20 protein-coding genes are annotated in these 24,231 nt (G+C 53.2%); 9 read left to right on the top strand and 11 right to left on the bottom strand.

Annotated elements, in window-relative coordinates; genetic code table 11:
• Positions 1-74 precede the first annotated feature (74 nt).
• The 3 genes from dkgA to OGV57_RS09935 all read left to right on the top strand — a co-directional run bounded on the left by dkgA (position 75) and on the right by OGV57_RS09935 (position 3,045).
• Positions 75-902 carry a 2,5-didehydrogluconate reductase DkgA gene (gene dkgA / locus OGV57_RS09945; protein WP_003024520.1) on the top strand — a complete coding sequence of 276 codons (828 nt, stop codon included), beginning with the start codon at positions 75-77 and terminating at the stop codon, positions 900-902.
• A gap of 188 nt (positions 903-1,090) precedes the next feature.
• Positions 1,091-2,545, top strand: a complete 1,455-nt coding sequence (locus OGV57_RS09940; RefSeq protein ID WP_049015257.1) for a DASS family sodium-coupled anion symporter — start codon at positions 1,091-1,093, stop codon at positions 2,543-2,545.
• A 44-nt stretch (positions 2,546-2,589) separates the two neighbouring features.
• Positions 2,590-3,045, top strand: coding sequence for an HIT family protein (locus tag OGV57_RS09935; protein WP_003024529.1), 456 nt, complete (start codon positions 2,590-2,592; stop codon positions 3,043-3,045).
• A gap of 103 nt (positions 3,046-3,148) precedes the next feature.
• Here the strand turns inward: OGV57_RS09935 and OGV57_RS09930 are convergent, their stop codons facing one another.
• A complete protein-coding gene (locus tag OGV57_RS09930) occupies positions 3,149-5,320 on the bottom strand; it encodes a YgiQ family radical SAM protein (RefSeq protein ID WP_003024532.1) in 2,172 nt (723 codons plus the stop codon).
• A gap of 199 nt (positions 5,321-5,519) precedes the next feature.
• On the opposite strand from OGV57_RS09930, the gene OGV57_RS09925 reads away from it, so the two are divergent.
• Positions 5,520-6,995 (top strand): TrkH family potassium uptake protein, encoded by a 1,476-nt coding sequence (locus OGV57_RS09925; RefSeq protein ID WP_048232785.1) that lies wholly within the window; start codon positions 5,520-5,522, stop codon positions 6,993-6,995.
• A gap of 16 nt (positions 6,996-7,011) precedes the next feature.
• Here OGV57_RS09925 and ftsP read toward each other — a convergent pair whose 3' ends face one another.
• From ftsP to OGV57_RS09905, 4 genes are all read right to left on the bottom strand, one after another.
• Positions 7,012-8,424 carry a cell division protein FtsP gene (gene ftsP, locus OGV57_RS09920; protein WP_003024538.1) on the bottom strand — a complete coding sequence of 471 codons (1,413 nt, stop codon included), beginning with the start codon at positions 8,422-8,424 and terminating at the stop codon, positions 7,012-7,014.
• A 71-nt stretch (positions 8,425-8,495) separates the two neighbouring features.
• Positions 8,496-9,233 (bottom strand): 1-acylglycerol-3-phosphate O-acyltransferase, encoded by a 738-nt coding sequence (gene plsC, locus OGV57_RS09915; protein WP_003024540.1) that lies wholly within the window; start codon positions 9,231-9,233, stop codon positions 8,496-8,498.
• Positions 9,234-9,428: 195 nt separating this feature from the next.
• Complete coding sequence (parC, locus tag OGV57_RS09910) at positions 9,429-11,687, bottom strand: DNA topoisomerase IV subunit A (RefSeq protein WP_071681440.1); 2,259 nt, start codon at positions 11,685-11,687, stop codon at positions 9,429-9,431.
• Positions 11,688-11,805: 118 nt separating this feature from the next.
• A complete protein-coding gene (locus OGV57_RS09905) occupies positions 11,806-12,204 on the bottom strand; it encodes a YgiW/YdeI family stress tolerance OB fold protein (RefSeq protein WP_003024544.1) in 399 nt (132 codons plus the stop codon).
• Between the two features lie 150 nt (positions 12,205-12,354).
• Here OGV57_RS09905 and qseB point away from each other — a divergent pair, with 150 nt between their 5' ends.
• From qseB to OGV57_RS09885, 4 genes are all read left to right on the top strand, one after another.
• Entirely contained in the window at positions 12,355-13,014 is a 660-nt protein-coding gene (gene qseB, locus OGV57_RS09900) for a quorum sensing response regulator transcription factor QseB (protein ID WP_003024547.1), read from the top strand.
• A complete protein-coding gene (qseC, locus tag OGV57_RS09895; protein WP_003846328.1) occupies positions 13,011-14,360 on the top strand; it encodes a quorum sensing histidine kinase QseC in 1,350 nt (449 codons plus the stop codon). The genes qseB and qseC overlap by 4 nt, the downstream gene beginning before the upstream one ends.
• A gap of 109 nt (positions 14,361-14,469) precedes the next feature.
• Positions 14,470-15,051: an NAD(P)H-dependent oxidoreductase gene (locus OGV57_RS09890; protein WP_054528784.1), complete on the top strand. Its 582-nt coding sequence runs from the start codon at positions 14,470-14,472 to the stop codon at positions 15,049-15,051.
• Between the two features lie 30 nt (positions 15,052-15,081).
• Positions 15,082-15,396: a putative quinol monooxygenase gene (locus tag OGV57_RS09885; protein WP_003024557.1), complete on the top strand. Its 315-nt coding sequence runs from the start codon at positions 15,082-15,084 to the stop codon at positions 15,394-15,396.
• Positions 15,397-15,468: 72 nt separating this feature from the next.
• On the opposite strand, the gene OGV57_RS09880 is transcribed toward OGV57_RS09885, so the two are convergent.
• Genes OGV57_RS09880 through OGV57_RS09870 form a run of 3 tightly spaced genes read right to left on the bottom strand, consistent with a single transcriptional unit; the run spans position 15,469 to position 19,782 of the window.
• Positions 15,469-16,659, bottom strand: coding sequence for a glycoside hydrolase family 88 protein (locus tag OGV57_RS09880; protein ID WP_003838151.1), 1,191 nt, complete (start codon positions 16,657-16,659; stop codon positions 15,469-15,471).
• A 23-nt stretch (positions 16,660-16,682) separates the two neighbouring features.
• Positions 16,683-17,951 (bottom strand): oligosaccharide MFS transporter, encoded by a 1,269-nt coding sequence (locus OGV57_RS09875; protein WP_044700870.1) that lies wholly within the window; start codon positions 17,949-17,951, stop codon positions 16,683-16,685.
• Positions 17,952-17,961: 10 nt separating this feature from the next.
• The gene (locus tag OGV57_RS09870; protein ID WP_054528785.1) at positions 17,962-19,782 is read right to left on the bottom strand and encodes a DUF2264 domain-containing protein; all 1,821 of its coding nucleotides are present in this window, start codon (positions 19,780-19,782) and stop codon (positions 17,962-17,964) included.
• Between the two features lie 165 nt (positions 19,783-19,947).
• Between OGV57_RS09870 and OGV57_RS09865 the strand changes: the two genes are divergently transcribed.
• Entirely contained in the window at positions 19,948-20,799 is an 852-nt protein-coding gene (locus tag OGV57_RS09865; RefSeq protein ID WP_054528786.1) for a helix-turn-helix transcriptional regulator, read from the top strand.
• A gap of 97 nt (positions 20,800-20,896) precedes the next feature.
• Here OGV57_RS09865 and parE read toward each other — a convergent pair whose 3' ends face one another.
• Genes parE through cpdA form a run of 3 tightly spaced genes read right to left on the bottom strand, consistent with a single transcriptional unit; the run spans position 20,897 to position 24,226 of the window.
• A complete protein-coding gene (gene parE, locus OGV57_RS09860; RefSeq protein ID WP_003024571.1) occupies positions 20,897-22,789 on the bottom strand; it encodes a DNA topoisomerase IV subunit B in 1,893 nt (630 codons plus the stop codon).
• A 28-nt stretch (positions 22,790-22,817) separates the two neighbouring features.
• A complete protein-coding gene (yqiA, locus tag OGV57_RS09855) occupies positions 22,818-23,399 on the bottom strand; it encodes an esterase YqiA (protein ID WP_003024575.1) in 582 nt (193 codons plus the stop codon).
• On the bottom strand, positions 23,399-24,226 hold the full coding sequence (gene cpdA, locus OGV57_RS09850; protein WP_003838143.1) for a 3',5'-cyclic-AMP phosphodiesterase: 828 nt from the start codon (positions 24,224-24,226) through the stop codon (positions 23,399-23,401). The genes yqiA and cpdA overlap by 1 nt, the downstream gene beginning before the upstream one ends.
• Positions 24,227-24,231 lie beyond the last annotated feature (5 nt).

The following is a 24,231-nucleotide window of genomic DNA, read 5'->3' as shown; positions in this document are numbered from 1 at the left end:
GTATTTATACCAGACTTAAGTCACACCTATGTCACCGGAGTATGTTCCGGTGACAGTCATTAAGGGGAGGAATTATGACCACTCCAACCATTATCAAACTACAGGATGGTAACGTCATGCCGCAACTGGGCCTGGGGGTCTGGAAGGCAAGCAACGAAGAAGTCATCACTGCCATTCATAAAGCGCTGGAAGTGGGGTATCGCTCAATTGATACCGCGGCAGCGTACAAAAACGAAGAAGGTGTCGGCAAAGCAATACGTGACGCAGGCGTGCCACGGGAAGAGTTATTCATTACCACCAAGCTGTGGAATGATGACCAGAAACGCCCCCGGGAAGCCTTGCTCGAAAGCATGGAGAAACTCCAGCTTGATTACCTCGATCTGTACCTGATGCACTGGCCAGTTCCGGCGATCGACCACTACGTTGAAGCGTGGGAAAACATGATCGACCTGCAAAAAGAAGGGCTGATTAAGAGCATCGGCGTGTGCAACTTTCAGATCAACCATCTCCAGCGGCTGATGGATGAAACCGGCGTACCTCCGGTGATTAATCAGATAGAACTTCACCCGCTCATGCAGCAGCGCCAGCTGCACGCCTGGAACGCCACACATAAAATCCAGACCGAATCCTGGAGCCCGCTGGCGCAGGGCGGCAAAGACGTCTTCGATCAAAAGATAATCCGTGACCTCGCAGAGAAATATGGCAAATCACCGGCGCAGATTGTCATCCGCTGGCATCTGGATAGCGGCCTGGTGGTGATTCCGAAATCGGTCACCCCTGCGCGTATCGCAGAAAACTTTAACGTCTGGGACTTCCGCCTGGATAAAGATGAATTAGGCGAAATCGCGAAACTCGATCAGGGCAAACGTCTGGGGCCAGACCCGGACCAGTTCGGCGGTTAACCCCTTCCCTCCAGCCCGACACTCTCGTCGGGCCTTTACTGATTTGAAATATCAGGAAACAATTCACGCACATATATTGTTGTATTTCTTGCAGTCACTGGAGCAGCATTGCGCAACATAACCTGTTAATTATCAAATAAATATATTTATTTAATGAATGTATTCACCATATCCATAGGTGCGTAACCGTGACTGAGAAAAAAGGTAGCGGAGTCAAATGGCTCCCATTAATTCTTATAACATTCATTTCTGCCGGGCTGTGGCAACTTACCCCTCCATCCGGGTTAAGTGCGCCAGCCTGGCATTCGGCAATTATCTTCGTTGCGACGATTGCTTCTATCGTGGCAAAAGTTTTACCCATCGGCGCGGTCGGCATTATTGGGATTACGGTTTTTGCACTCGCCTATGCGGCCGGGGATAAAACCGCCAGCGGCGCTATCACCACAGCGCTAAGCGAACTGAACAGTTCACTTATCTGGCTTATCGTCGTGGCTTTTATGATTGCCCGCGGTTTTATCAAAACTGGCCTCGGACGACGCATTGCGCTGCAGATGATCCGTCTGCTCGGCAAGCGCACGCTGGGACTCGCCTATGGTCTGGCTTTTGCCGATCTGATCCTCTCCCCGGCAATGCCGAGTAATACAGCACGCTGCGGCGGCGTCATCTATCCGATTGCCGACTCTCTGGCACGCAGTTTCCATTCGAACCCGGAAGATGAGTCCCGCAGTAAAATCGGTACCTTTCTTATCACCTGCATTGGCAACGTCAACGACGTCACCGCCGCGCTCTTTATGACCGGTTATACCGGCAACCTGTTGGCGGTGAAGTTGGCGGCCAATGCGGGCGTCACGCTGACCTGGGGCAGCTGGTTTATGGCGGCGCTGCTGCCATGCCTTGTGTCCTTACTGCTGGTTCCACTGCTGGTCTACTGGATCGTGCACCCGGAAATAAAGCACACGCCGGATGCCCCGAACCTGGCGCGCAAAGAGCTGGCTGAAATGGGCAGTATGTCTCGCGGCGAATGGCTGATGCTGGTTACCGTCGGCGTACTGCTGGTGCTGTGGATTTTTGGCGATACGTTAGGCGTCGACGCCACTACAGCCTCGTTCGTGGGACTGTCCATTTTATTGCTAAGCGGCGTTCTGAGCTGGGAAGATGTGAAAAGCGAGAAAGGCGCATGGGACACGCTGATTTGGTTTGCCGCACTGCTGATGATGGCGAACCAGCTGAAAAAACTAGGTTTCACTACCTGGTTTGGCAATCTGATCGGCGATAGCCTGAGCAGTACTATGCACGGTACCAGTTGGGTGATCGTCCTGTTGCTGCTGAATGCCGCCTACTTCTATACCCACTACTTTTTTGCCAGCGGTAATGCACAGATTGCCGCGCTGTACGCCGTTTTCCTCGGCGTCGGACTGCATCTGAATATCCCCGCAGCCCCCACGGCGTTAATGCTGGCCTTCACCAGCAGTTTGTACTGCTCGCTCACCCAGTACACCCACGCTCGCGGTCCAATCCTGTTTGGTGCCGGGTACGTTCCAACGGGCGTCTGGTGGCGCACAGGATTTATCATTAGCTTGTTTAACCAGGCGGTGTTTATCACCGTAGGTCTGATGTGGTGGAAGGTGTTGGGTCTGTACTAAACTAACTGCGCCCTGACGAATCACCTTACCTGCGGAGAAAAGGAATGACCTGTATTTTCTGTCAAATTGTTGAAGGTAAAGCACCCTGCCATAAGGTCTGGGAAGACGAGCACCATCTGGCTTTTCTGTCGATTTTCCCGAACACCGACGGTTTTACCGTGGTGATCCCGAAAAAGCATTACCCCAGCTATGCCTTCGATATGCCGCCGCAGGCGTTGGCTGACCTGATGATGGCAACCCAAAAAGTGGCTAAGAAACTGGATAAGGCTTTCCCGGATGTCAGTCGTACGGGGATGTTCTTCGAAGGTTTCGGCGTAGACCATGTGCACAGCAAATTAAGCCCCATGCACGGCACTGGCGATCTAACTCACTGGAAACCGATTGAGTCGCGGCAGACCAAATTTTTCGAGCAATATGAAGGGTATCTGTCATCACACGATCATGAACGGGCGGATGATGCAAAACTGGCCGCATTAGCGGCCAGAATTCGTGAGGCATAAATACTGAGCACTTCTGCCGGATGGCGGTGCAAGCACCTTATCCGGCCTACAAAACTGTGCTGCTCGTAGGCCTGATAAGCATTTCACCACCGGGCAAAGCAAATTAACGTCCCGCTACTTTCCCGCGTTTTTTGTTTGCGGCAGGGGTCTGGCGCTGGTGCGCCACCGGGGTGTGCTTGGTCAACGCCGGACGGGTATGACGATTCTGGCGACGTGCTTCGCGCATCTCTTCCAGCGTAGGCGCCGGAACCAGACATTCACGACGACCGCCGATCAGATGCTTTTTACCCATGTCTTCCAGCGCCTGGCGGATTAACGGCCAGTTAGCTGGATCGTGGTAACGCAGCAGGGCTTTATGCAAACGGCGCTGCTTATCACCTTTCGGCACCACCACGTCTTCACTCTTATAACCAATTTTACCCAACGGGTTTTTCCCGGTGTAATACATGGTTGTGGAGTTCGCCAGCGGCGATGGATAAAAGTTCTGCACCTGATCCAGACGGAAACGACGTTGTTTCAGCCACAGCGCCAGATTCACCATATCCTCGTCACGCGTACCCGGGTGCGCGGAGATGAAGTACGGGATCAGGTACTGTTCTTTACCCGCCTGTTTAGAGTAGGTATCGAACAACTCCTTAAAGCGATCGTAGCTGCCCATCCCCGGCTTCATCATCTTCGACAGCGGGCCTTCTTCAGTATGCTCTGGCGCAATCTTCAGATAGCCGCCAACGTGGTGGGTCGCCAGTTCTTTGATATAGCGCGGATCTTCAACCGCGATGTCATAGCGCACACCGGAAGCAATGAGGATCTTTTTAATGCCTTTCAAATCACGCGCCCGGCGATAAAGGTTAATCGTCGGTTCGTGGTTGGTATCCATATGCGGACAGATATCCGGGTAGACGCATGACAGACGACGGCAGGTCTGCTCCGCACGCGGTGACTTACAGCGCAGCATATACATGTTCGCCGTTGGGCCGCCGAGGTCGGAAATCACGCCGGTAAAGCCCGGAACGGTGTCGCGAATGGCTTCGATTTCATTGATGATCGAGTCTTCAGAGCGGCTCTGGATGATGCGGCCTTCGTGCTCGGTGATCGAACAGAACGAACAGCCGCCAAAGCAGCCACGCATAATGTTGATCGAGAAACGGATCATCTCATAGGCCGGAATGCGGCTGTCGCCATACGCCGGATGCGGCACGCGCTTGTACGGCAGCGCAAAGACGCTATCCATCTCTTCGGTAGACAGCGGAATGGCTGGCGGGTTGATCCAGATGTAGCGATCGCCGTGCTTTTGCATCAGCGCACGCGCGCATCCAGGGTTGGTTTCGTGGTGCAGGATACGCGACGCATGCGCATACAGCACTTTATCGCCCTTCACTTTTTCAAAGGACGGCAGCAGCACGTAGGTTTTTTCCCACGGTTTCGGACGCGGCGGCTGTACGGTTACCGCTTTCGCTTCCTGCTTTTTCGGGGCGACCGGTTTGTTGTCGGCACACGGCAGATCTTCGCCGTACGGATGCGGGATCGGATCAATCTTGCCCGGCGTGTCGAGACGCGTGGAATCCACCCCACTCCAGCCCGGCAGCGCTTCTTTAACCATAATCGCGGTGTTACGCACGTCGCGGATCTGATCGATGGTTTCGCCCATCGCCAGACGATGCGCCACTTCTACCAGCGGACGTTCGCCGTTGCCGAACATCAGCATGTCGGCTTTGGAATCCACCAGAACAGAGCGACGAACGGTATCAGACCAGTAGTCATAGTGCGCGGTACGGCGCAGGCTGGCCTCAATGCCGCCGAGAATAACTGGCACATCTTTCCATGCTTCTTTACAACGCTGGGTATAGACCAGCGTGGCGCGGTCCGGGCGTTTACCTGCTACGTTGTCTGGTGTGTAGGCATCGTCATGGCGCAGTCGGCGATCGGCGGTATAACGGTTGATCATCGAGTCCATGTTGCCTGCGGTCACACCAAAGAACAGGTTCGGTTTACCCAAACGCATAAAATCGTCTTTGTTGTTCCACTCCGGCTGGGCGATAATCCCTACACGAAAGCCCTGCGCTTCCAGCATACGGCCGCATATTGCCATGCCAAAGCTCGGATGATCGACGTATGCATCGCCGGTAACCAGAATGATGTCGCAGCTATCCCAGCCTAGTTGGTCCATTTCGTCGCGTGACATCGGCAAAAACGGTGCCGGGCCAAAACAGGCAGCCCAGTACTGCGGCCAGGAGAAAAGGTCTCTGTCCGGCTGGATCAGGGATATTGCGCTCATAATGCTTCCAAAAATGGTAAAAAAATAATCAAAGGCCGGGGATTATACGCTGTATGTCGACAAGAAATGAAGTGGAGTCTGAACCAGGGCAGTAGAAAGTTATATAAATTGTTAAATTTTACGACGCTCATTTTTATCAATCATAATTAACACCATGCCGGCCAGCTGAGATAACTCTTTTTCGGCGGGGGATTTTTCATTGCGACTCAACGATTCACTGCATATTTCCCAGCTACGGGTTGTTGTTCACCTGTGTGGGTTTCTGGTTCTTCTCTACAGCTTTTCTATGCTGCCACCGATGACCATCGCTTTGTTAAACAAAGAGCGGAGCTTGTTCGCTTTTTTCAGCACATTTATGACTTTCTTCACCCTCGGCGGCGGGGCGTGGCTGGCAACCAAACATGCGGGTATTCAACTGCGAACACGGGATGGTTTCGTTATTATCGTCCTGTTCTGGCTGTTGTTTTCGTTTATCAGCGCGATGCCGATGTGGATGGACGATGGCTTAAACCTCTCCTTTGCGGATGCCCTGTTTGAAGGGGTTTCCGGGATTACCACCACGGGCGCAACGGTAATTGGCGACGTCAGCGCCATGCCGAAGTCGTATCTCTACTATCGGGCTCAGCTCAATTTTATTGGTGGCCTGGGTGTTATTGTCCTCGCCGTGGCGGTATTACCGCTTTTGGGTATCGGCGGCATGAAGCTGTATCAGTCTGAAATGCCGGGTCCCTTCAAAGAAGAACGGCTCACTCCAAGGCTTGCCGATACTGCACGTACGCTGTGGCTGACCTATGTCATTCTGGGTCTAATCTGTACTCTGGCCTACTGGGCTGCCGGGATGTCGTTCTTCGATGCCTTATGCCACGGGCTGTCGACGGTTTCTCTCGGCGGATTTTCCACTCGCAGTGAAAGCATCGGCTTCTATAACAGCCATGCGATCGAGCTGGTCGCTGGGGTATTTTCCCTGCTGTCCGCGTTTAACTTCACCCTCTGGTACGTGGCTATCGCGAAACGTACCTTCAAACCCTTTCGTCGTAATGCCGAACTGCGTTTCTTTTTGCTTATTGCGTTGGTTGTCACTCTGATCGCCACCTGGCAAGTTTGGCGGGCAGGCATGTATGGATTAACGGACAGCCTGGTGCATGCTTTTTTTCTGGCCAGTTCGATGCTGACAGATAATGGCCTGTCGACGGCGGATTACGCGCAGTGGCCTTCGCACACGATCTTCATGCTGCTCAGCGCCAGTTTCTTCGGCGGTTGTGTGGGATCGACCTGCGGGGGGATTAAGGTGCTACGTTTTTTGATTATGTTCAAGCAGTGCCGTCAGGAGTTACACCAGCTCGCGCATCCCCGTGCCCTGCTGAACATTAAAGTGGGCAATAGCGTGGTAAGCGACCGGGTGGTGCGTTCGGTATGGAGCTTTTTCTTTCTCTACGTTTTGTTCACCAGCTTTTTTATCTGGGCGCTCAATCTGATGGGCTACGATCTCTTCTCCTCTTTTGCCACCGTCGCCGCCTGCATCAACAATATGGGGCTAGGATTTGGCGTCACCGCCACGACATTTGGCACCTTAAATGAGGAAGCAAAGCTACTGATGTGCGCGGCCATGATCATGGGGCGTCTGGAGATTTACCCCATTCTGATCCTGTTCTCGCGCATGTTCTGGCGGGCATAACGGAAATCCCGGCGCATTACGGCGCCGGGTTCACCAACATCTGTCCGATTGAGCCGCGATCTGCCATTTCCAGCGTCTGGCTATTAAAGTAGAACGGGAAATGGGCCCAGGAAGGCTGTCCGTAATAAACCAGTAATTCAACCTGGCCGTCAACCCAGACGGTATCTTTCCAGCCTCTGTCTTCCGGGAACGGCATCGCGCCATTCACATTACGGATCAGGAACGAGACGCCTTCAATATGGAAGGACTGGGGCATATCCGCCCGCACAGTCCAGCGCTCCCAGGAGCCCTGCTGAGCGGTAATATCCATACGATTGACGTCCCACAGCTGACCGTTGATGCCAGGGTCATCGTCCAGGCTGATATCACGGCTGCGAATCGGCGAACCGCTGAGGATTTCCGTTGGCAGCAGGCGCATTGGCAGGCTGTCAGTCACCAGCGGCAGAAGCCCCGTTGGACGCAGAGTCAGCACCAGCGTGGAGATGAGAATACTGGAAGGCTCAAAGAACCCGCGGATCCTGTCGACAATACTGGCTGCCTCGCCACAGGTGATAGAGACCTCATTACCGTTCGTCATATCCACCAGGATCTCACGACGCTCGCCAGGCGCAAGCGAAAGCTGCTTCACCGAAACGGGCGCAGGTAAAAAGCCCTGATCGCTGGAAATCACATGCAGCGCACGGCCATCGCTCATTTGCAGCTGGTAACGACGCGAGTTTGAAGCGTTCAGTAAACGCAAGCGCACCCAGCCGCGGGAGACTTCGACATACGGGCTTTGCGCCCCATTGACCAGCAACGTATCACCGACAAAGCCACCGCTGCCGGGCTCGCTGTATTCCGGCGTGCCAAAGTTGTCCAACCGCTTGTCCTGGATAATGACCGGAAAATCATCCACGCCATAGTGGTTGGGAATAGACAGTGATTTACTCACTTCATCTTCAACCAGCCACATCCCGGCAAGGCCGTTATAGACCTGCTGAGCAGTACGATTTGGCGTATTGGCGTGATACCACAACGTGGCGGCATTCTGGCGAATCGGTAGCACCGGCGCCCAGTCAGCATTCGGGGACATCATGCGCGCCGGGCCGCCCATCAGCGGGCCTGGTACCTGTAACCCGGCGACGGTCATCGAGACATTCTCAGTCAGACGGTTGCTGTAGATAAGCTTGACGTCATCCCCTTTCCAGACGCGAATTGTCGGTCCCAGGTAGCGGCCGTTAATTCCCCAGACAGGTGCGCGCGTGCCTTGTGTAAAGGACCAGTGCGCACGTTGCAGCGTCATAAATAGCGGCTGCCCCCGGCGGGATTCCAGCAGCGGAGGCACAGGTAACGGTTGTTGCTGACCGGCAGCATTAGCCTTCAGCGGAACAGCACCTGCACACAGTGCGATCCCCGATGCCTGAATGAACTGACGCCGACTGAATGACATATAAACTCCATAAAAAACTGGCTATTAACACGCAGGAAGTCATTTCCTGTAAAAAAACCGAATTGCGCGGATTAAACCTTACCGGCGGCTTCCCGCTCAGCAACTTCTTTATCGAGCTCTGCGATTTTTTGTTCCATCAACGTGCGGCAATGTGCTGCCAGTTCACGAACCTGATCTTTGCCAAAGTGGCTAATATCCACCGGCGGCAACATCTCGACAATCGCCAGACCATTATTGAGTCTGTTTAATTTTATCTTGTTCGAGGTTGTGGAAACGCATACCGGAATGACCGGGACACCAGCAGCAATCGCTGCATGGAACGCGCCGGTTTTAAACGGAAGCAGACCGCGACCGCGGCTACGCGTTCCTTCCGGGAACATCCAGATAGAAATGCGGCGTTTTTTGAAATGATTAACCACGGCAGCAATGGTGCTGTGTGCTTTTGCGCGGTTATTTCTGTCAATCAGCAGGTTACCGGTTAACCAGTACAGCTGCCCGAAGAAAGGGATCCACAGCAGGCTTTTTTTACCTACCGTCACCGTCGGCGGTTGAACGATATTCGCAGCAGTAACCATGTCATAGTTGTTCTGATGGTTACAAATATAGATAGCATTACCATAGTTCTGCGCGTCTGCCGGCATGCGGCACTCGACCTTCAGACCATAAAGGGGAGCCAGGCGGCCAAACATATGACCGAACGTTGCAACGTGTTTTGGATTTCGCGGGCTGAACAGACAGTATATGCAACCGAAAATACAGACCAGAACGCAGTAAATAACAGTAATAATTAAACGAAAAATATATAGCATAACAACCTCTAAGGCCTAAGAGCCTGGCATTTTACGTCACCTGATTCATCACGCGGTATCAGGTTAGGGCTTTGTTAAGGGCGGCTCTCTGGAAAAGCGTATTGTTAATCGCAACGCACGAATAAACAACGGTTTCACGGGAATTTTTAACGTTGGCTCTCCCTGGGCTTTAACAGGGAGAGCCGGACGGTAGCGTTATTCTTCGCTGTCGCCGTGACTGGCGCGTCGAGGCGAGTCAATCTCAATGCTGTCGATACGCTGCAGACCACGCATTAGCGTGCCGCGACGGCCGCGCTCGCCGGTCACTTTCTGCAACTCTTCGGGACGCAGTTTGATTTTGCGCTTACCGACGTGGATAGTCAGCGTGCTCTGCGGCGGCAGCACGTAAAGTTGCGCCAGACCATCCTCGCCTTTCGCCGCTTCCGCTGAAGGGATATTAATGATCTTGTTCCCTTTGCCTTTCGACAACTGCGGTAAATCGCTCACCGGGAACATCAACATGCGACCAGCCTGAGTAATCGCCAGCAGCATATCGGTTTCATCTTCAATCACCACCGGCTGCATGACACGCGCATTCTCTGGCAGCGTAATCAATGCCTTACCTGCACGGTTACGTGCTACCAGGTCATTGAAGGTGCAGACAAAACCATAGCCCGCATCCGATGCCATCAGCAGTTTCTGATCATCGCCTTCCATCAGCATGTGCTCAACCGTCGCGCCCGGCGGCAGAGTGAGCTTCCCGGTCAGCGGTTCACCCTGACCGCGCGCCGACGGCAGCGTAATCGGATCGATGGCATAGCTGCGGCCGGTCGAGTCCACGAACACCACCGGCTGATTGCTCTTACCCTTCACTGCCGACTTAAAGCTGTCGCCCGCTTTATAGCTTAATCCCGGCGCATCGATGTCGTGGCCTTTCGCGCTACGCACCCAGCCACTCTGGGACAGCACAATGGTCACCGGCTCAGACGGCAGCATGTCGTGCTCGCTCATCGCCTTCGCTTCTTCGCGCTCCTGCAGCGGAGAACGACGATCGTCGCCATAGGCCTCAGCGTCAGCCTGCAACTCTTTCTTCAGCAGGTTATTCATTTTACGTTCAGAAGCCAGAATGGCCTGCAACTGATCGCGCTCTTTCGCCAGTTCATCCTGCTCGCCGCGGATTTTCATCTCTTCGAGTTTGGCAAGATGGCGCAATTTCAGCTCAAGGATGGCTTCAGCCTGGGTTTCAGAAATACCAAACCGCGACATCAGCTCTGGCTTAGGTTCATCTTCATGACGAATAATTTCGATTACTTCGTCAATATTGAGGAACGCCACCAGCAAGCCTTCAAGGATGTGTAGGCGCTTGAGCACTTTTTCCAGACGATAATTCAGGCGGCGGCGCACGGTATCGCGGCGGAACGCCAGCCATTCGGTGAGGATCTCCAGCAGGTTTTTCACCGCCGGACGCCCATCAAGACCGATCATGTTCAGGTTGATGCGGTAACTTTTTTCCAGATCGGTGGTGGCAAACAGGTGGTTCATCACCTGCTCCATATCCACGCGATTGGAGCGCGGGACAATCACCAGACGAGTCGGGTTTTCGTGATCCGATTCGTCGCGCAGGTCGTCTACCATCGGCAGTTTTTTATTGCGCATTTGAGCAGCGATCTGCTCCAGCACTTTTGCCCCGGAAACCTGATGTGGCAGCGCGGAAATCACCACCGCGCCGTCTTCTTTCGTCCATACCGCACGCATACGTACGGAGCCGCGTCCGTTTTCGTAAATCTTACGAATCTCCGCGCGCGAGGTAATGATCTCCGCTTCGGTCGGGTAATCCGGCCCCTGCACGATATCCAGCAACTGATCCAGCGTCGTTTTCGGCTGCTCAATCAGAGTAATCGCTGCTTTTGCCACTTCACGCAGGTTGTGCGGCGGAATGTCCGTTGCCATACCAACGGCAATACCGGTCGTACCGTTGAGCAGAATATTTGGCAGACGCGCAGGCAGCATCTTCGGCTCCTGCATGGTGCCGTCGAAGTTCGGCACCCAGTCCGACGTGCCCTGACCGAGTTCACCCAGCAGGACTTCCGCATATTTAGACAGGCGGGATTCGGTATAACGCATCGCCGCGAAGGATTTCGGATCGTCCGGCGCCCCCCAGTTCCCCTGCCCGTCAACCAGCGGATAACGGTAAGAGAACGGCTGCGCCATCAGCACCATCGCTTCATAGCAGGCGATGTCGCCGTGCGGATGGTATTTACCCAGCACGTCACCGACGGTACGGGCGGATTTTTTAAATTTGGCGCTGGCATTCAGCCCCAGTTCGGACATCGCGTACACGATGCGACGCTGAACGGGTTTCAAACCATCGCCAATAAACGGCAACGCCCTATCCATGATGACGTACATGGAATAGTTCAGATAGGCGTTTTCCGTGAATTCATGCAGCGCCAGGCGCTCTGCCATATCGCTCATTAATCGTGGTTCCTCAACTTTGTACCCCTCTATTGAAGGGCAATATTGCCGCAGATACTACCCTATCTGGCGTGTTGAGTCACAAAGAAAAGGGCCGCGAATGCGGCCCTGATGGGGATTACTTAGCAACTTTGGTAATCTGTTTCACGTCGATTTCAACGGAGTTCCAGTCTTTATCCACTTCACCCTGGATTTCAACCACATCCTGCGGTGTGACGGTTACGCCGTTCCAGCGCTTGTGGTCGATATCCACATTCACTGTGCCGGTCGCATCTTTAAACACATACAGGTCGTCGGAAATACGCTCAACGATGTTCCCGCGCAGGGTAACCCAGGTGTCATCACGCAGTGATTTGGCGCTTTCTACTGTCGTGCTGCTACCGTTAGGGCCGACAAATCCGCCGTTTTGGCTCTGCGTAGTGGTTGTCGTTGGCCCAGAGAAGCCGCCCTGCTGAGCTGCCAGAACAGGTGCGGAACACAGTGCCATTACGGCAACCATTGCAGCTAATTTTTTCATCGTCATGTCTCCCTTTCATGTTGGTTTACGACTATTAAATAAGTTAATCCTTAACAAGTTCTTAAGGCAAAAAAAGATACTTTTTTTACTGTACAGAGACTGTAGCCACAGGTTTACTGACTGCAAATGAGGTATCGCAGGGAAGAACATATGCGTATTTTACTGATCGAAGATGACACGTTGATTGGCGATGGCCTGAAAACAGGTCTGAGTAAAATGGGTTTCAGCATTGACTGGTTTACCGAAGGTCGCCAGGGGAAAGAAGCACTCTACAGCGCACCTTATGATGCGGTAATCCTCGACCTGACACTGCCAGGCATAGACGGACGGGACATTTTGCGCGAATGGCGAGCTAACGGGAAGCAGGAGCCGGTACTGATTCTGACCGCTCGCGACGCGCTGGCGGAACGCGTTGAAGGCCTGCGCCTGGGCGCAGATGACTATCTGTGTAAACCCTTTGCGCTGATCGAAGTTGCTGCCAGACTGGAGGCGCTGGTGCGTCGTGCCAGCGGCCAGGCCAGCAACACATTGCGCCATGGCCAGGTAACGCTCGATCCCGGCGCGTTGGTCGCCACGGCGGCGGGTGAACCTTTGTCACTCAAACCTAAAGAGTTCGCACTGCTGGAACTGTTGATGCGCAACAAAGGTCGCGTCCTGCCCCGCAAACTGATTGAAGAAAAACTGTATACCTGGGACGAAAATGTCTCCAGCAATGCGGTTGAGGTCCACGTTCATCACTTACGCCGTAAGCTCGGCAGCGACTTTATCCGTACCGTGCATGGCATTGGCTACACCCTGGGTGACGCATGAAACTCACACAACGCCTCAGCCTGCGCGTCAGGCTAACGCTTATTTTTCTGATTCTGGCATCAGCCACCTGGGCCGTATCCAGTTTTGTGGCCTGGAGGCAGACTACCGATAATGTCGATGAGCTGTTTGATACCCAGCTGATGCTGTTCGCCAAGCGGCTTAGCACGCTGGATATCAGCGATGTCACCACTTCAAGCAATATGGCCCGCACGCCAAAGAAACTGAAGCATGGCCATATTGATGACGACGCACTGGCGTTTGCCATCTACTCCACCGACGGCAAAATGGTGCTACACGATGGCGATAATGGCCAGGATATTCCCTACAGCTACAGCCGGGAAGGGTTTAGCGACGGCCAACTCAGGGGCGACAGCGATTCCTGGCGCTTCCTGTGGCTGAATTCCGCTGATGGGAAATATCGCATTGTGGTGGGCCAGGAGTGGGAATATCGGGAGGATATGGCGCTGTCGATCCTTACTGCACAATTAACCCCATGGCTGGTTGCGCTGCCGCTGATGTTGCTGATCCTGGTGGTCATGCTGAGTCGCGAACTCAGGCCGCTAAAAAAACTGGCGCAAGCTCTGCGCTGGCGCGCCCCGGAATCAGAAGAGCCGCTCGACTCGAAAGGTGTGCCAAGCGAAGTGCGCCCGCTGGTTGAATCGCTAAATCAGCTGTTTACCCGCATCCACTCAATGATGGTGCGTGAACGCCGCTTCACTTCTGATGCCGCCCATGAGCTGCGCAGTCCGTTGACCGCGCTGAAGGTGCAAACCGAAGTGGTGCAACTGTCAGACGACGACCCGCAAACGCGGGAAAAAGCGCTGGCGCAGCTACATGCGGGAATTGAACGCGCCACCCGACTGGTCGATCAGCTCCTGACGCTTTCGCGCCTCGACTCCCTCGATAATCTTCAGGATGTGGCGGAAATTTCATTGGAGGAGCTACTGCAATCCGCGGTGATGGATATCTACCACCCGGCCCAGCAGGCGCACATTGACGTACGTTTGCAGATTAACGCACACAATATTATGCGCACAGGACAGCCGCTGTTGCTGAGCCTGATGGTACGAAATCTGCTGGATAATGCCATTCGCTACAGTCCGCAGGGGAGCATTGTGGAAGTGACGCTCAACGCCCGCAATTTCAGCGTCAAAGATAATGGTCCTGGCGTTGCGCCGGAGGTACTTACACACATCGGTGAACGTTTTTATCGTCCACCGGGACAAAGCGTGACCGGCAGCGGTCTCGGGCTGTCAATTGTCCGCCGTATCGCAACACTGCATGGAATGTCAGCCTCGTTTGGCAACGCTTCGGAAGGTGGCTTTGAAGCTAAGGTCAGTTGGTAACTGCATTATTATTGCTCAAATAGCAAAAGACTTTGCACATTTTGCTAATTTCACCGCACCGCTGGTGGGGGTAAAATCGTCTTCAAACGTATTTCCTTGAGGACACAAAATGAGCAGCATTCTGATTATCAACGGGGCGAAAAAATTCGGTCATTCTAATGGCCAACTGAATGACACCCTGACCGAGGTCGCGGACGGTATCCTGCGCGACCTCGGGCATGATGTTAAAGTCGTACGCGCGGACAGCGATTATGATGTAAAAACAGAAGTGCAGAATTTCGTCTGGGCCGATGCGGTTATCTGGCAGATGCCAGGCTGGTGGATGGGCGCACCGTGGACCGTGAAAAAATACATCGATGACGTGTTTACCGAAGGTCACGGCACGCTGTACGCCAGCGATGGCCGCACACGTTCAGATGCCTCTAAAAAATATGGCTCCGGCGGGCTGATTCAGGGCAAAAAATACATGCTGTCCCTGACCTGGAACGCACCGATGGAAGCCTTCACTGAAAAAGACCAGTTCTTCCATGGCGTTGGTGTTGATGGCGTCTATCTCCCGTTCCATAAAGCAAACCAGTTCCTGGGAATGGAAGCGCTACCGACCTTTATCACCAATGACGTGATTAAAATGCCGGACGTCCCGCGTTATATCGCAGAATATCGCAAGCATCTGACCGAAATTTTTGGTTAACTGGTAACCTGGAATTAGAAGGAGTTAACCATGCTTACCGTTATTGCAGAAATCCGTACACGTCCAGGTCAACATCACCGCCAGGCGGTACTGGATCAGTTTGCTAAAATCGTTCCGACCGTACTGAAAGAAGAAGGCTGCCACGGCTATGCGCCGATGGTGGATCATGCCGCAGGTGTGAGTTTTCAGACCACAGCGCCAGATTCAATCGTGATGGTTGAGCAGTGGGAAAGCATCGCGCATCTTGAAGCGCATTTGCAGACCCCGCATATGAAAGCCTACAGCGAAGCCGTGAAAGGTGACGTGCTGGACATGAATATTCGAATTCTGGAGTCGGGTATTTAAGGTTGTCGATTTGCCGGATGATGCGTTTTAGGCCACCATCCGGCATTCAACCGCAGCGCCACCGGGCACTCTTTACCAGTAGAGCTTCCAGCTCTGAGTGAAGCGCATTAACGCTTCAACGTAGAAATAATCCCCCCAACTTGCACACTCATCGACCCCTTTGTTGCTCGACAGGTGATACACCGAGTGTTTCAGTAGCCCGTTCCCCTGCTCATCTTTACCCATCAGATAATGCCTGGTCAGCGAAGACATGATCCCCATCGCCCACTGCTGGTAGCACTCGCGATCCGGATCGGTCACCGGCAGATGTTTAATCAGCTCCAGCAGACCACAGACGGCAATCGCCGCCGAAGATGAATCGCGCAGCGCATCGGTTCCGACTAATGCCAGATCCCAGTGGCAAACGGCATCTTCCGGCAGGCGATTAAGAAAGTAGTTGGCCAGTTTCTTCGACAGCTGCACCATTTGTGTATCGCCAGTGTAAATATAGCTCAGCAGAAAACCATAAATCCCCCATGCCTGCCCACGCGACCAGCAAGAATCATCAGCATAGCCCTGCTGCGTATTACCGTAACGCGGTGCGCCGGTTTGCACGTCCATATAGTAGGTGTGGAAGGTCGACGCATCCTGGCGGATCAGATATTTGGCTGCCTGCGCAACGTGGGCCTTCGCCGCATTCGCAAAACGCGGATCGCCCGTTTGCTCGCTAGCCCAGTACAGCAGCGGCAGATTCATATTGCAATCAATGATCATCCGTCCGGCCTGATCGGGATCGCGAAGATCGCCCCACGCCTGGATGATCTGCGCCTTTTCATGAAAACGCTCCAACAGCGCTTCTGCCGCCATCAGGGAAAAACCTCGAGCATCGCGATTGCCGGTCAATCGCCAGGCCGCCACACAGGAAAGCGTGTAGAGGAATCCCAGGTCGTGGGTGTTGGTATCGTGGCGTCCGGCAATACGCATGCCAAACGAACGCACATGCTTCTCCGCCATCTCACGAAATTTGCTCTCACCACTCATTTCCCACGCCAGCCATAATTGCCCGGTCCAGAAGCTGGTCGTCCATTCCACATTCTCTGTCAGTGGGTAATAACCTTGCACACAGGTTTCGGCAGGAAATTGTTCACCGAATTCCGTTAAATGACGGCTAATCAATTCGAGGACATCTTCTCTGGCGCAACTTATTTGATCCTGAAAACTGCCGGGATTAACCGGACTGCCAGGAAATACGCGCAACGATTCCTCAACGATATGATTTAACATATTTCGGTTCCTTATGACGTAAATTATTTTGCAGGGGTATTTTCAGCAATATCGAGAGCGATATTTTTGCCACGTTTGCTCTGACAGGCAGATAAAGTAAATGCCGATATCAATGTAAAGGTCAGCGCCACAATGCCCATAATGATATATGTTTTCTCAAAGCCTATCCGGTCGTACATTAATCCGGCAGGAGAGGAAACCACCACGTTACCGACATACAGCATCGCCTGATAACCCAGTAAATACATGGTCGCATTGACACGTTTATCAAAATGCTCGGCAATATATTTGAAGACGGAAACCAGTAATAAACAGATCTCCAGGCCGTATAGCGGCTTCAGCACAGAAATTAATAAATGAGAGTCACATAGCCCAGATATCACCAATCGCGCGCCCACCAGCGTCCCAACAATCAGCAGACCACGCTTCGCGCCAATATAATTGACGAATAGCGGAATGACCATGTACATGACAAATTCCATTCCCGACTGCACTGTGCCCAGATAACCAAAGACGGCGTTCCCTTCATGTACATCGGCAAAGAAAGTGACGAAGTAGCGGGAGAACTGCTGCTCCGCGATAAACATCATCCACGCCACGCCCGCAACGTACAGGCAGAATGCCCAAAATTTGCGATTACGCAGCAGGGCGTAAACATCCGTCGGGGAGATTTTCTCTTTAGTTATAACCTCCGAGGCGTTGGCCGCATTGACATTGACTTTCAGACTCACCAGAACAACCAGCATCACCACTGACGTCAGGCTGCCGAGCATAAAGTTATAGGCCGGTGAGAGGTTAAACAGCAGGCCAGAGAACGATGACGCCACCGCCCAGCCAAGCGACCCCCACATACGGATCTGCCCAAACTCCATGCCGTTCAGACGGCTGTAGCGGTCAGAATAAGATTCACAGGCCGCCACCCCGGCATACCACGCAAAGCTCAAGTAAATCGCGCCAACTATAATACCCAGCATGGTATTGGAGAGTAATAATGGCTGATAGATATAAATAAAAAACGGTGCCATTAACGCTGACATCACTACGACGAAATAGAGCAGATATTTGCTCATACCTATTTTATCGAGGATATAGCCATAAATAGGCTTCAGAATAACCGAGAAAATACCGTTCACAGCAAATACGGTGCCGATCGCCGTACCGCTCAACTGCGCTTTTTGCCCCAACCAGATAGCCAACAAACCAATACTTGCGGACCAGGTAAAGAAATAAAGGAATATAAAACTGCTTATTTTATAATATTCAGTCCGATTTCCCGTTGAATTATTTTTCATACCACCCTCGCTATAAAAAGAACGACAACTGGCGTGCACTTTCAGGTTGCTGAATAACAACCTGGTTATTGTTGATGGATAGCTGCGGAACGGCTGAGTACTGTCTTTGCTGCCCGCTGGCACTCACGGCGCAGCAAAGCCAGCTTTCGCCCTGCGGGATTTCGCTGGTCAACACAGGAATCGACGCACATTCAGGGAACATGATGCTACTGTTCGGCGGCGTGACCACGCTGTCTGGCTGGCGAACTATGGACGGCGACAGATCAACGATAACGCTGGTTCCGTTGCATGCCGCAAGGAGGCATCCACGCTCACATAACCGAGGCTCGGCTTTCATCACCGCAAATCCCCCTTCCACCGTTTGCAGCGTGTGCGCACTGTTAATACGGTGCAGGCGAAGATGCCATTCGCCAAACGGGACAAGCCAGGTCTCAATCATTACGTCATGCCAGGGAGACCAGCGGGACCAGATAAAATTCTCATCGACCCGAACCTCGTCGCACTGACGACGGCCACGATAGTAGCCATCGCCGTCCGCCAACAGCAGCATAGAGTCACAGGCTGCATGTTTGATGCCGTAACGGCCGCGCTCAATGGTGAAACCAAAGCGGCTGGAGTAGGCAAATTTGGTGTATTTGGCTTCGGTATTAACGTAGTTGTTCAGTTCAAGCTGGCCTGAGGTCAACATCATGACATGCTCAGAATGCTCACTATGCTGCAGGATCTGCGCAGCATGGGGGATAACACGTTTTTCAACCAGTTGCGGTAGCGCCAGCTCTTCAGCCTGCCAGAATGGATGATCCTCCGGCAGTGCAAGAATCAAAAAAACCTTCAATGCCCAATAAGGCGATCCCGGCGAGTTGTAGTCTTCACACATCGCCAGATTCGGGTAGGCAAACCCCAGCGTCAGAATGCCATCACGATCGAAAATCGGCTGCTTCTGCCACCAGCGCAAATGACGCAGGATCACCCCTTTGATTATGCCTGGTGAAAGAACATCCAGTTCGGCAAACGCCACCGCGCTCCAGAAGGCAACCATGGCAAAGCGGTAGGTCAGGCTGCGGCCAAACGGCACCAATGCGCCGTCAGCGGCGGACAGGTAAATAAAATCTTCGGCAAACAAGCGCGAACGTTCACGCAGAACGACAGCGCGTTCGGTGTCATCCGGGCTGAGGGTGGCATACAACAGGCCGTAGAAGTGAAAAGCCATTGAGATGTAGTAATCTTTCGGTCGACCGGGACCATCGGAATACCAACCGTCACCAAGATAGTAGGCTTCCATCAGCTCAAAGCGGCGATCGATAGCCGCCTGATCGTAAGGCAGACCCGCACGCTTGAAACCAAGCTGAACGATAATCGCAAAGTAGTTCCAGTTGCTGTCCGGCATTTGCGAGTCGGTTATCTGATTCAGCCAGCGGTGCAGATTCTCGCGTTCGCTCAGGGAGAAATGCTCCGTTAATTGCGTCTGTAACAATGCCAGACCCAGGCCATAAGCAGCCATCTCAACCAGACGCTGATCGTAAGGACCGGTGCCTCCCCAGTAATGTGGGCTTTGTGGGCCAGTACCGAGTTTTATCGCCTGAATGTACTTTTCGGCAAACGGCACTTTAGCCCCGCCTGCCATCAGAGGAAATAGCCCCCACAACGCCCGGGAAAGCCCTTCCATACAGGCAATATCCGCGCTGTAGTGAGCACAGGTATTGCCAAGAGAAAACTGAGCCTGTCCCGCCGGAAACTGCCGATCCAGCGCACGTAAAATGGCGTTAACCGCACACGTTACGTCTTCGCGTGATGACAATGGATTTGATTTTTCTTCAGTTGCTGACCACATAATCTGCCCCTCTGAATTAAGTGGCTAAAGAATAGTGAATCGCAGAGCAGCAGAAATGTTACGTCAATCACAGCACCAGAATTAAAGTAAAACAGTGATTGAGAAAATTTAAAAATAGGGTTTATAAATTACCATTCGGCGGCAAAAATTTAAATTTATTGCACTATGACTTTATCCTCACCGCAAGAACGTCTGGAGCTGATCGCCCTTAATGATGCGGTTGCGTCGTTCAGCCGTTTATTCGCCAATACGGTGCGTTATCACCACTGGCATCAGTGTCTGGAAGTGCTGTATGTGGAAGAAGGCTTTGGCGTGGTTACGGTTGACCATAAGCAATACACCATGCGACCGGGACGAATGTTCTTTTTCCCGCCGTTTACCCTACACAAGATCTGGGTCGATGAGCAGGCGCGGGATGGTTATCGACGTACCATTATTCATCTCGATCAACATGCGGTACTGAAGGTGCTGCGCGACTTGCCTCATACTCAACAGCATCTGCAAAATCTGAGCATTCGCGGCAGTGAAGCATGGGTCGTCGACGCGGCGAATGTTCATCCACATGTTGATTTTCTCTTCAGCCGTTATGAAAAAATGGCCGCTCAAAAACCGCTGAGCACTGAGCAGGTTGCCTGTCTGTTAGTCAATTTATTCAGCCTGTTACCCGACGATAATGGCAATATGCCGGAAATTAGCAGCGGAATTGCCAGTCAGGTGATGTTCTGGCTGGATGAACATTACACTCACAAATTTAGTCTGGCAGCGCTGGCGCAGGAACTGAATAAATCAAAAAGCTATGTATCCCGCCGCTTCCAGATGGAAACGGGCGAGAGCATTCTCGACTATCTCAATACGCTGCGGTTACGCAAAGCCTGTGAAGCGCTGTTACACAGTGAAATCAGCGTGCGGGAGATTGCTCAAAAGGTGGGATTTTCAGAGGTAACATACTTCATCAGCGCCTTCGGTAAAGGCATTGGCGAGACGCCGTTGCAGTATCGCAAGCGGCATAAGCTGTAACGCCTGATGGCGACGCTGATGCGTCTTATCAGGCCTACGGGCACAATGCGAATGTAGGCCGGATAAGCGAAGCGCCATCCGGCATTTAACATCATGCTTACCCTTCGAGATCCGCCAGGTCGCCTTTCTCTTGCAACCAGTTACGACGGTCTTCAGAACGCTTCTTGGCCAGCAGCATATCCATCATTGCGTTGGTGCGCTGATCGTCTTCATCATCGATAATGAGCTGCACCAGGCGACGGGTGTTCGGATCCAGCGTGGTTTCACGAAGCTGCATCGGGTTCATTTCACCCAGTCCTTTAAAGCGCTGCACGTTCGGCTTACCTTTCTTGCGCTTTAACTGCTCCAGTACGCCCGCTTTCTCTTCTTCCGTCAGCGCGTAATACACCTCTTTACCGAGGTCGATACGGTATAACGGCGGCAGCGCCACGTACACGTGACCGTGTTTCACCAGCGTGCGGAAGTGTTTCACAAACAGTGCGCACAGCAGCGTGGCGATGTGCAGACCATCGGAGTCCGCATCCGCCAGGATACAGATCTTACCGTAACGCAACTGGCTCAGATCGTCGCTGTCCGGATCGATACCGATCGCTACCGAAATATCGTGCACTTCCTGAGACGCCAGAACTTCATCAGAAGAGACTTCCCAGGTATTGAGGATCTTACCTTTGAGCGGCATGATCGCCTGATATTCACGATCGCGCGCCTGTTTGGCGGAACCACCTGCGGAGTCACCTTCGACGAGAAACAGTTCGGTGCGGTTAAGATCCTGTGCAGTACAGTCCGCCAGTTTACCCGGCAGCGCCGGACCGCTGGTCAGCTTTTTACGCACCACTTTTTTCGCCGCACGCAGACGACGCTGGGCGCTGGAAATTGCCATCTCAGCCAGCAGTTCAGCTGACTGTACGTTCTGGTTCAGCCACAGGCTGAAGGCATCTTTCACCACGCCAGAAACAAACGCCGCACACTGACGCGAAGAGAGGCGTTCTTTGGTTTGTCCGGCAAACTGCGGATCCTGCATTTTTACCGACAGCACGTAAGCACAGCGATCCCAGATATCTTCCGCCGACAGCTTCACGCCGCGCGGCAAAATATTGCGGTATTCGCAGAACTCGCGCATCGCATCCAGCAGACCCTGACGCAGACCGTTGACGTGCGTCCCGCCCTGCATAGTTGGGATCAGGTTCACATAGCTTTCGGTCAGCAGCTCACCGCCTTCCGGCAGCCAGAGCAGCGCCCAGTCCACCGTCTCCGTCTCACCGCTGAAATTACCGATAAACGGTTTTTCCGGCAGAGTCGGTAGGCCATTCACCGCTTCGCTCAGATAGTCATTCAGACCATCCTGGTAGCACCAGCGCTGTTCGCTGTTGTTGACCTCATCCTTGAAGGTGATTTCAACGCCCGGGCACAGTACCGCTTTGGCTTTCAGTACGTGCGTTAAGCGCGAAACAGAAAAACGCGGGCTGTCAAAGAAGCTTTCATCCGGCCAGAAGTGCACGCTGGTCCCGGTATTGCGTTTGCCGCAGGTACCGACAACCTGTAAATCCTGCACTTTATCGCCATTCTCAAACGCGATGTTGTATACCTGCCCATCGCGGCGTACGTTCACTTCCACACGTTTGGACAGGGCGTTAACAACGGAGATCCCCACACCGTGCAGACCACCGGAGAACTGGTAGTTCTTGTTGGAGAACTTGCCGCCCGCGTGCAGACGACAGAGGATCAGCTCAACCGCCGGAACGCCCTCTTCAGGGTGAATGTCTACTGGCATGCCGCGTCCGTCATCAATGACTTCCAGAGACTGGTCGGCATGTAAGATCACGTCCACGCGTTTCGCGTGGCCCGCCAGTGCTTCATCCACACTGTTATCAATCACTTCCTGTCCAAGATGGTTCGGACGGGTCGTATCGGTGTACATCCCAGGGCGACGGCGTACCGGCTCAAGCCCAGTGAGTACCTCAATGGCATCAGCGTTATAAGTTTGCGTCATGGTTTAAATAAGCAATTCGAATTGATCGTCAGAAACTGTGCAGTCCAAGGAAATCGACAATCGGGTTGAAATAATCTTCGAAGCCCGTGAATGCGTGGTTTCCGCCCTCAATAACTGTCTGACGGCAGGAGGCGTAATACGCCACCGCCTGGCGGTAGTCCAACACTTCATCGCCCGTTTGTTGGAGCAGCCAGATCAAATCCGGCGCTTCCAGCGGGTCAATCTGCATGACTTTAAGATCGTAAATATGGCGTGACTCTAGCACATATTGCTGCCCCGTGTAGGGGTTCTCGTTTTGACCGAGATAGTCGACCAGCAGTTCATAAGGCCGTACAGCAGGGTTCACCACCACTGCCGGCAGCATAAAACATTGCGACAGCCAGGTGGCGTAATAACCACCTAATGAGGAGCCGACAATCCCCAGCGACTCTCCGCCATGTTCAAGAATGATCGATTCCAGCATCTCTGCGGCCTGGGCCGGATACGGCGGCAGCTGCGGTACGATCATCTCAACGTGCGGATGGTGCTCCGCCAACCAGTTTTTCAGCAAACACGCCTTCGCCGAACGAGGAGAGCTATTAAATCCGTGAAGATAGAGAAGCGTAGACATCAGTAGCCTTCTGAAGCGGTATCAGGGTGGAACCGATTACCCTGCAGACGACGTACCTGAGTCTGCAACGTCCCGTCAGCAAAAAGCTCCAGCGTCCGCCAGCCGGGGCTGATGGTATCCAATGTGAAGTTGGAACAGTGCGGCTTAAACTGCACGCAGGTCGATGGCGTCGCCAGCAGGCGGCGTCCGTTCCAGTCCAGATCCAGTTCCTGATGAATATGCCCGCACAGCAGATACTTCACGCGTGGATAGTTCACCAGCACGTTATCCAGCTCAGCGGCATTGCGCAGGCTATGCTGATCGAGCCAGCTACAACCCGCAGGCAGAGGATGATGATGCAGAAGCAGCAAAGTATTACGCTCTGGTGCATCAGCAAGTTTACGCTCCAGCCATTCGAGCTGGAATTCACTTAATTCACCGTGGGGAACGCCGAACACCTGGCTGTCGAGCAGCAAAATTTGCCACTGTTCGCCGATGAAAACACGCTTGGCAGGGGAAATTCCCGCGTCCTGCAGCGCGCTGTACATTGCCGGCTGAAAATCGTGATTGCCCGGTAGCCAAACGCAGGGCGCACGAAAGCTTGCGATGCCCTCAGCAAAATGCTGATAGGCCGCAGCGGATTGATCCTGCGCCAAATCACCCGTCGCGACGATCAGATCGTACTCAGGCGACTCTGCATGTATGGCATCCAGTACGGATTGATAACTGTCCCAGGTATTCACACCCAGCAGCGTTTCATGCTTTTCGGCAAACAGGTGAGTGTCTGTAATTTGTAAGATCCTGACTCTGGCCTCACCAGCCAAAGGAAGGGTTAACAGGCTTTCCAAATGGT

The organism is Citrobacter sp. Cf087, from assembly GCF_030334285.1.
GTDB classification, from domain to species: Bacteria; Pseudomonadota; Gammaproteobacteria; order Enterobacterales; family Enterobacteriaceae; genus Citrobacter; species Citrobacter freundii.
This window is presented reverse-complemented; position numbering and strand designations above follow the sequence as displayed.

What these genes read in the sequence shown, in the direction of transcription:
- dkgA (WP_003024520.1), top strand. Translation starts at nt 75, where the DNA reads ATGACCACTCCAACCATTATCAAACTACAGGATGGTAACGTCATGCCG.
- OGV57_RS09935 (WP_003024529.1), top strand. Translation starts at nt 2,590, where the DNA reads ATGACCTGTATTTTCTGTCAAATTGTTGAAGGTAAAGCACCCTGCCAT.
- OGV57_RS09930 (WP_003024532.1), bottom strand. Translation starts at nt 5,320, where the DNA reads ATGAGCGCAATATCCCTGATCCAGCCGGACAGAGACCTTTTCTCCTGG.
- ftsP (WP_003024538.1), bottom strand. Translation starts at nt 8,424, where the DNA reads ATGTCATTCAGTCGGCGTCAGTTCATTCAGGCATCGGGGATCGCACTG.
- plsC (WP_003024540.1), bottom strand. Translation starts at nt 9,233, where the DNA reads ATGCTATATATTTTTCGTTTAATTATTACTGTTATTTACTGCGTTCTG.
- parC (WP_071681440.1), bottom strand. Translation starts at nt 11,687, where the DNA reads ATGAGCGATATGGCAGAGCGCCTGGCGCTGCATGAATTCACGGAAAAC.
- OGV57_RS09905 (WP_003024544.1), bottom strand. Translation starts at nt 12,204, where the DNA reads ATGAAAAAATTAGCTGCAATGGTTGCCGTAATGGCACTGTGTTCCGCA.
- qseB (WP_003024547.1), top strand. Translation starts at nt 12,355, where the DNA reads ATGCGTATTTTACTGATCGAAGATGACACGTTGATTGGCGATGGCCTG.
- qseC (WP_003846328.1), top strand. Translation starts at nt 13,011, where the DNA reads ATGAAACTCACACAACGCCTCAGCCTGCGCGTCAGGCTAACGCTTATT.
- OGV57_RS09890 (WP_054528784.1), top strand. Translation starts at nt 14,470, where the DNA reads ATGAGCAGCATTCTGATTATCAACGGGGCGAAAAAATTCGGTCATTCT.
- OGV57_RS09885 (WP_003024557.1), top strand. Translation starts at nt 15,082, where the DNA reads ATGCTTACCGTTATTGCAGAAATCCGTACACGTCCAGGTCAACATCAC.
- OGV57_RS09880 (WP_003838151.1), bottom strand. Translation starts at nt 16,659, where the DNA reads ATGTTAAATCATATCGTTGAGGAATCGTTGCGCGTATTTCCTGGCAGT.
- OGV57_RS09875 (WP_044700870.1), bottom strand. Translation starts at nt 17,951, where the DNA reads ATGAAAAATAATTCAACGGGAAATCGGACTGAATATTATAAAATAAGC.
- OGV57_RS09870 (WP_054528785.1), bottom strand. Translation starts at nt 19,782, where the DNA reads ATGTGGTCAGCAACTGAAGAAAAATCAAATCCATTGTCATCACGCGAA.
- OGV57_RS09865 (WP_054528786.1), top strand. Translation starts at nt 19,948, where the DNA reads ATGACTTTATCCTCACCGCAAGAACGTCTGGAGCTGATCGCCCTTAAT.
- parE (WP_003024571.1), bottom strand. Translation starts at nt 22,789, where the DNA reads ATGACGCAAACTTATAACGCTGATGCCATTGAGGTACTCACTGGGCTT.
- yqiA (WP_003024575.1), bottom strand. Translation starts at nt 23,399, where the DNA reads ATGTCTACGCTTCTCTATCTTCACGGATTTAATAGCTCTCCTCGTTCG.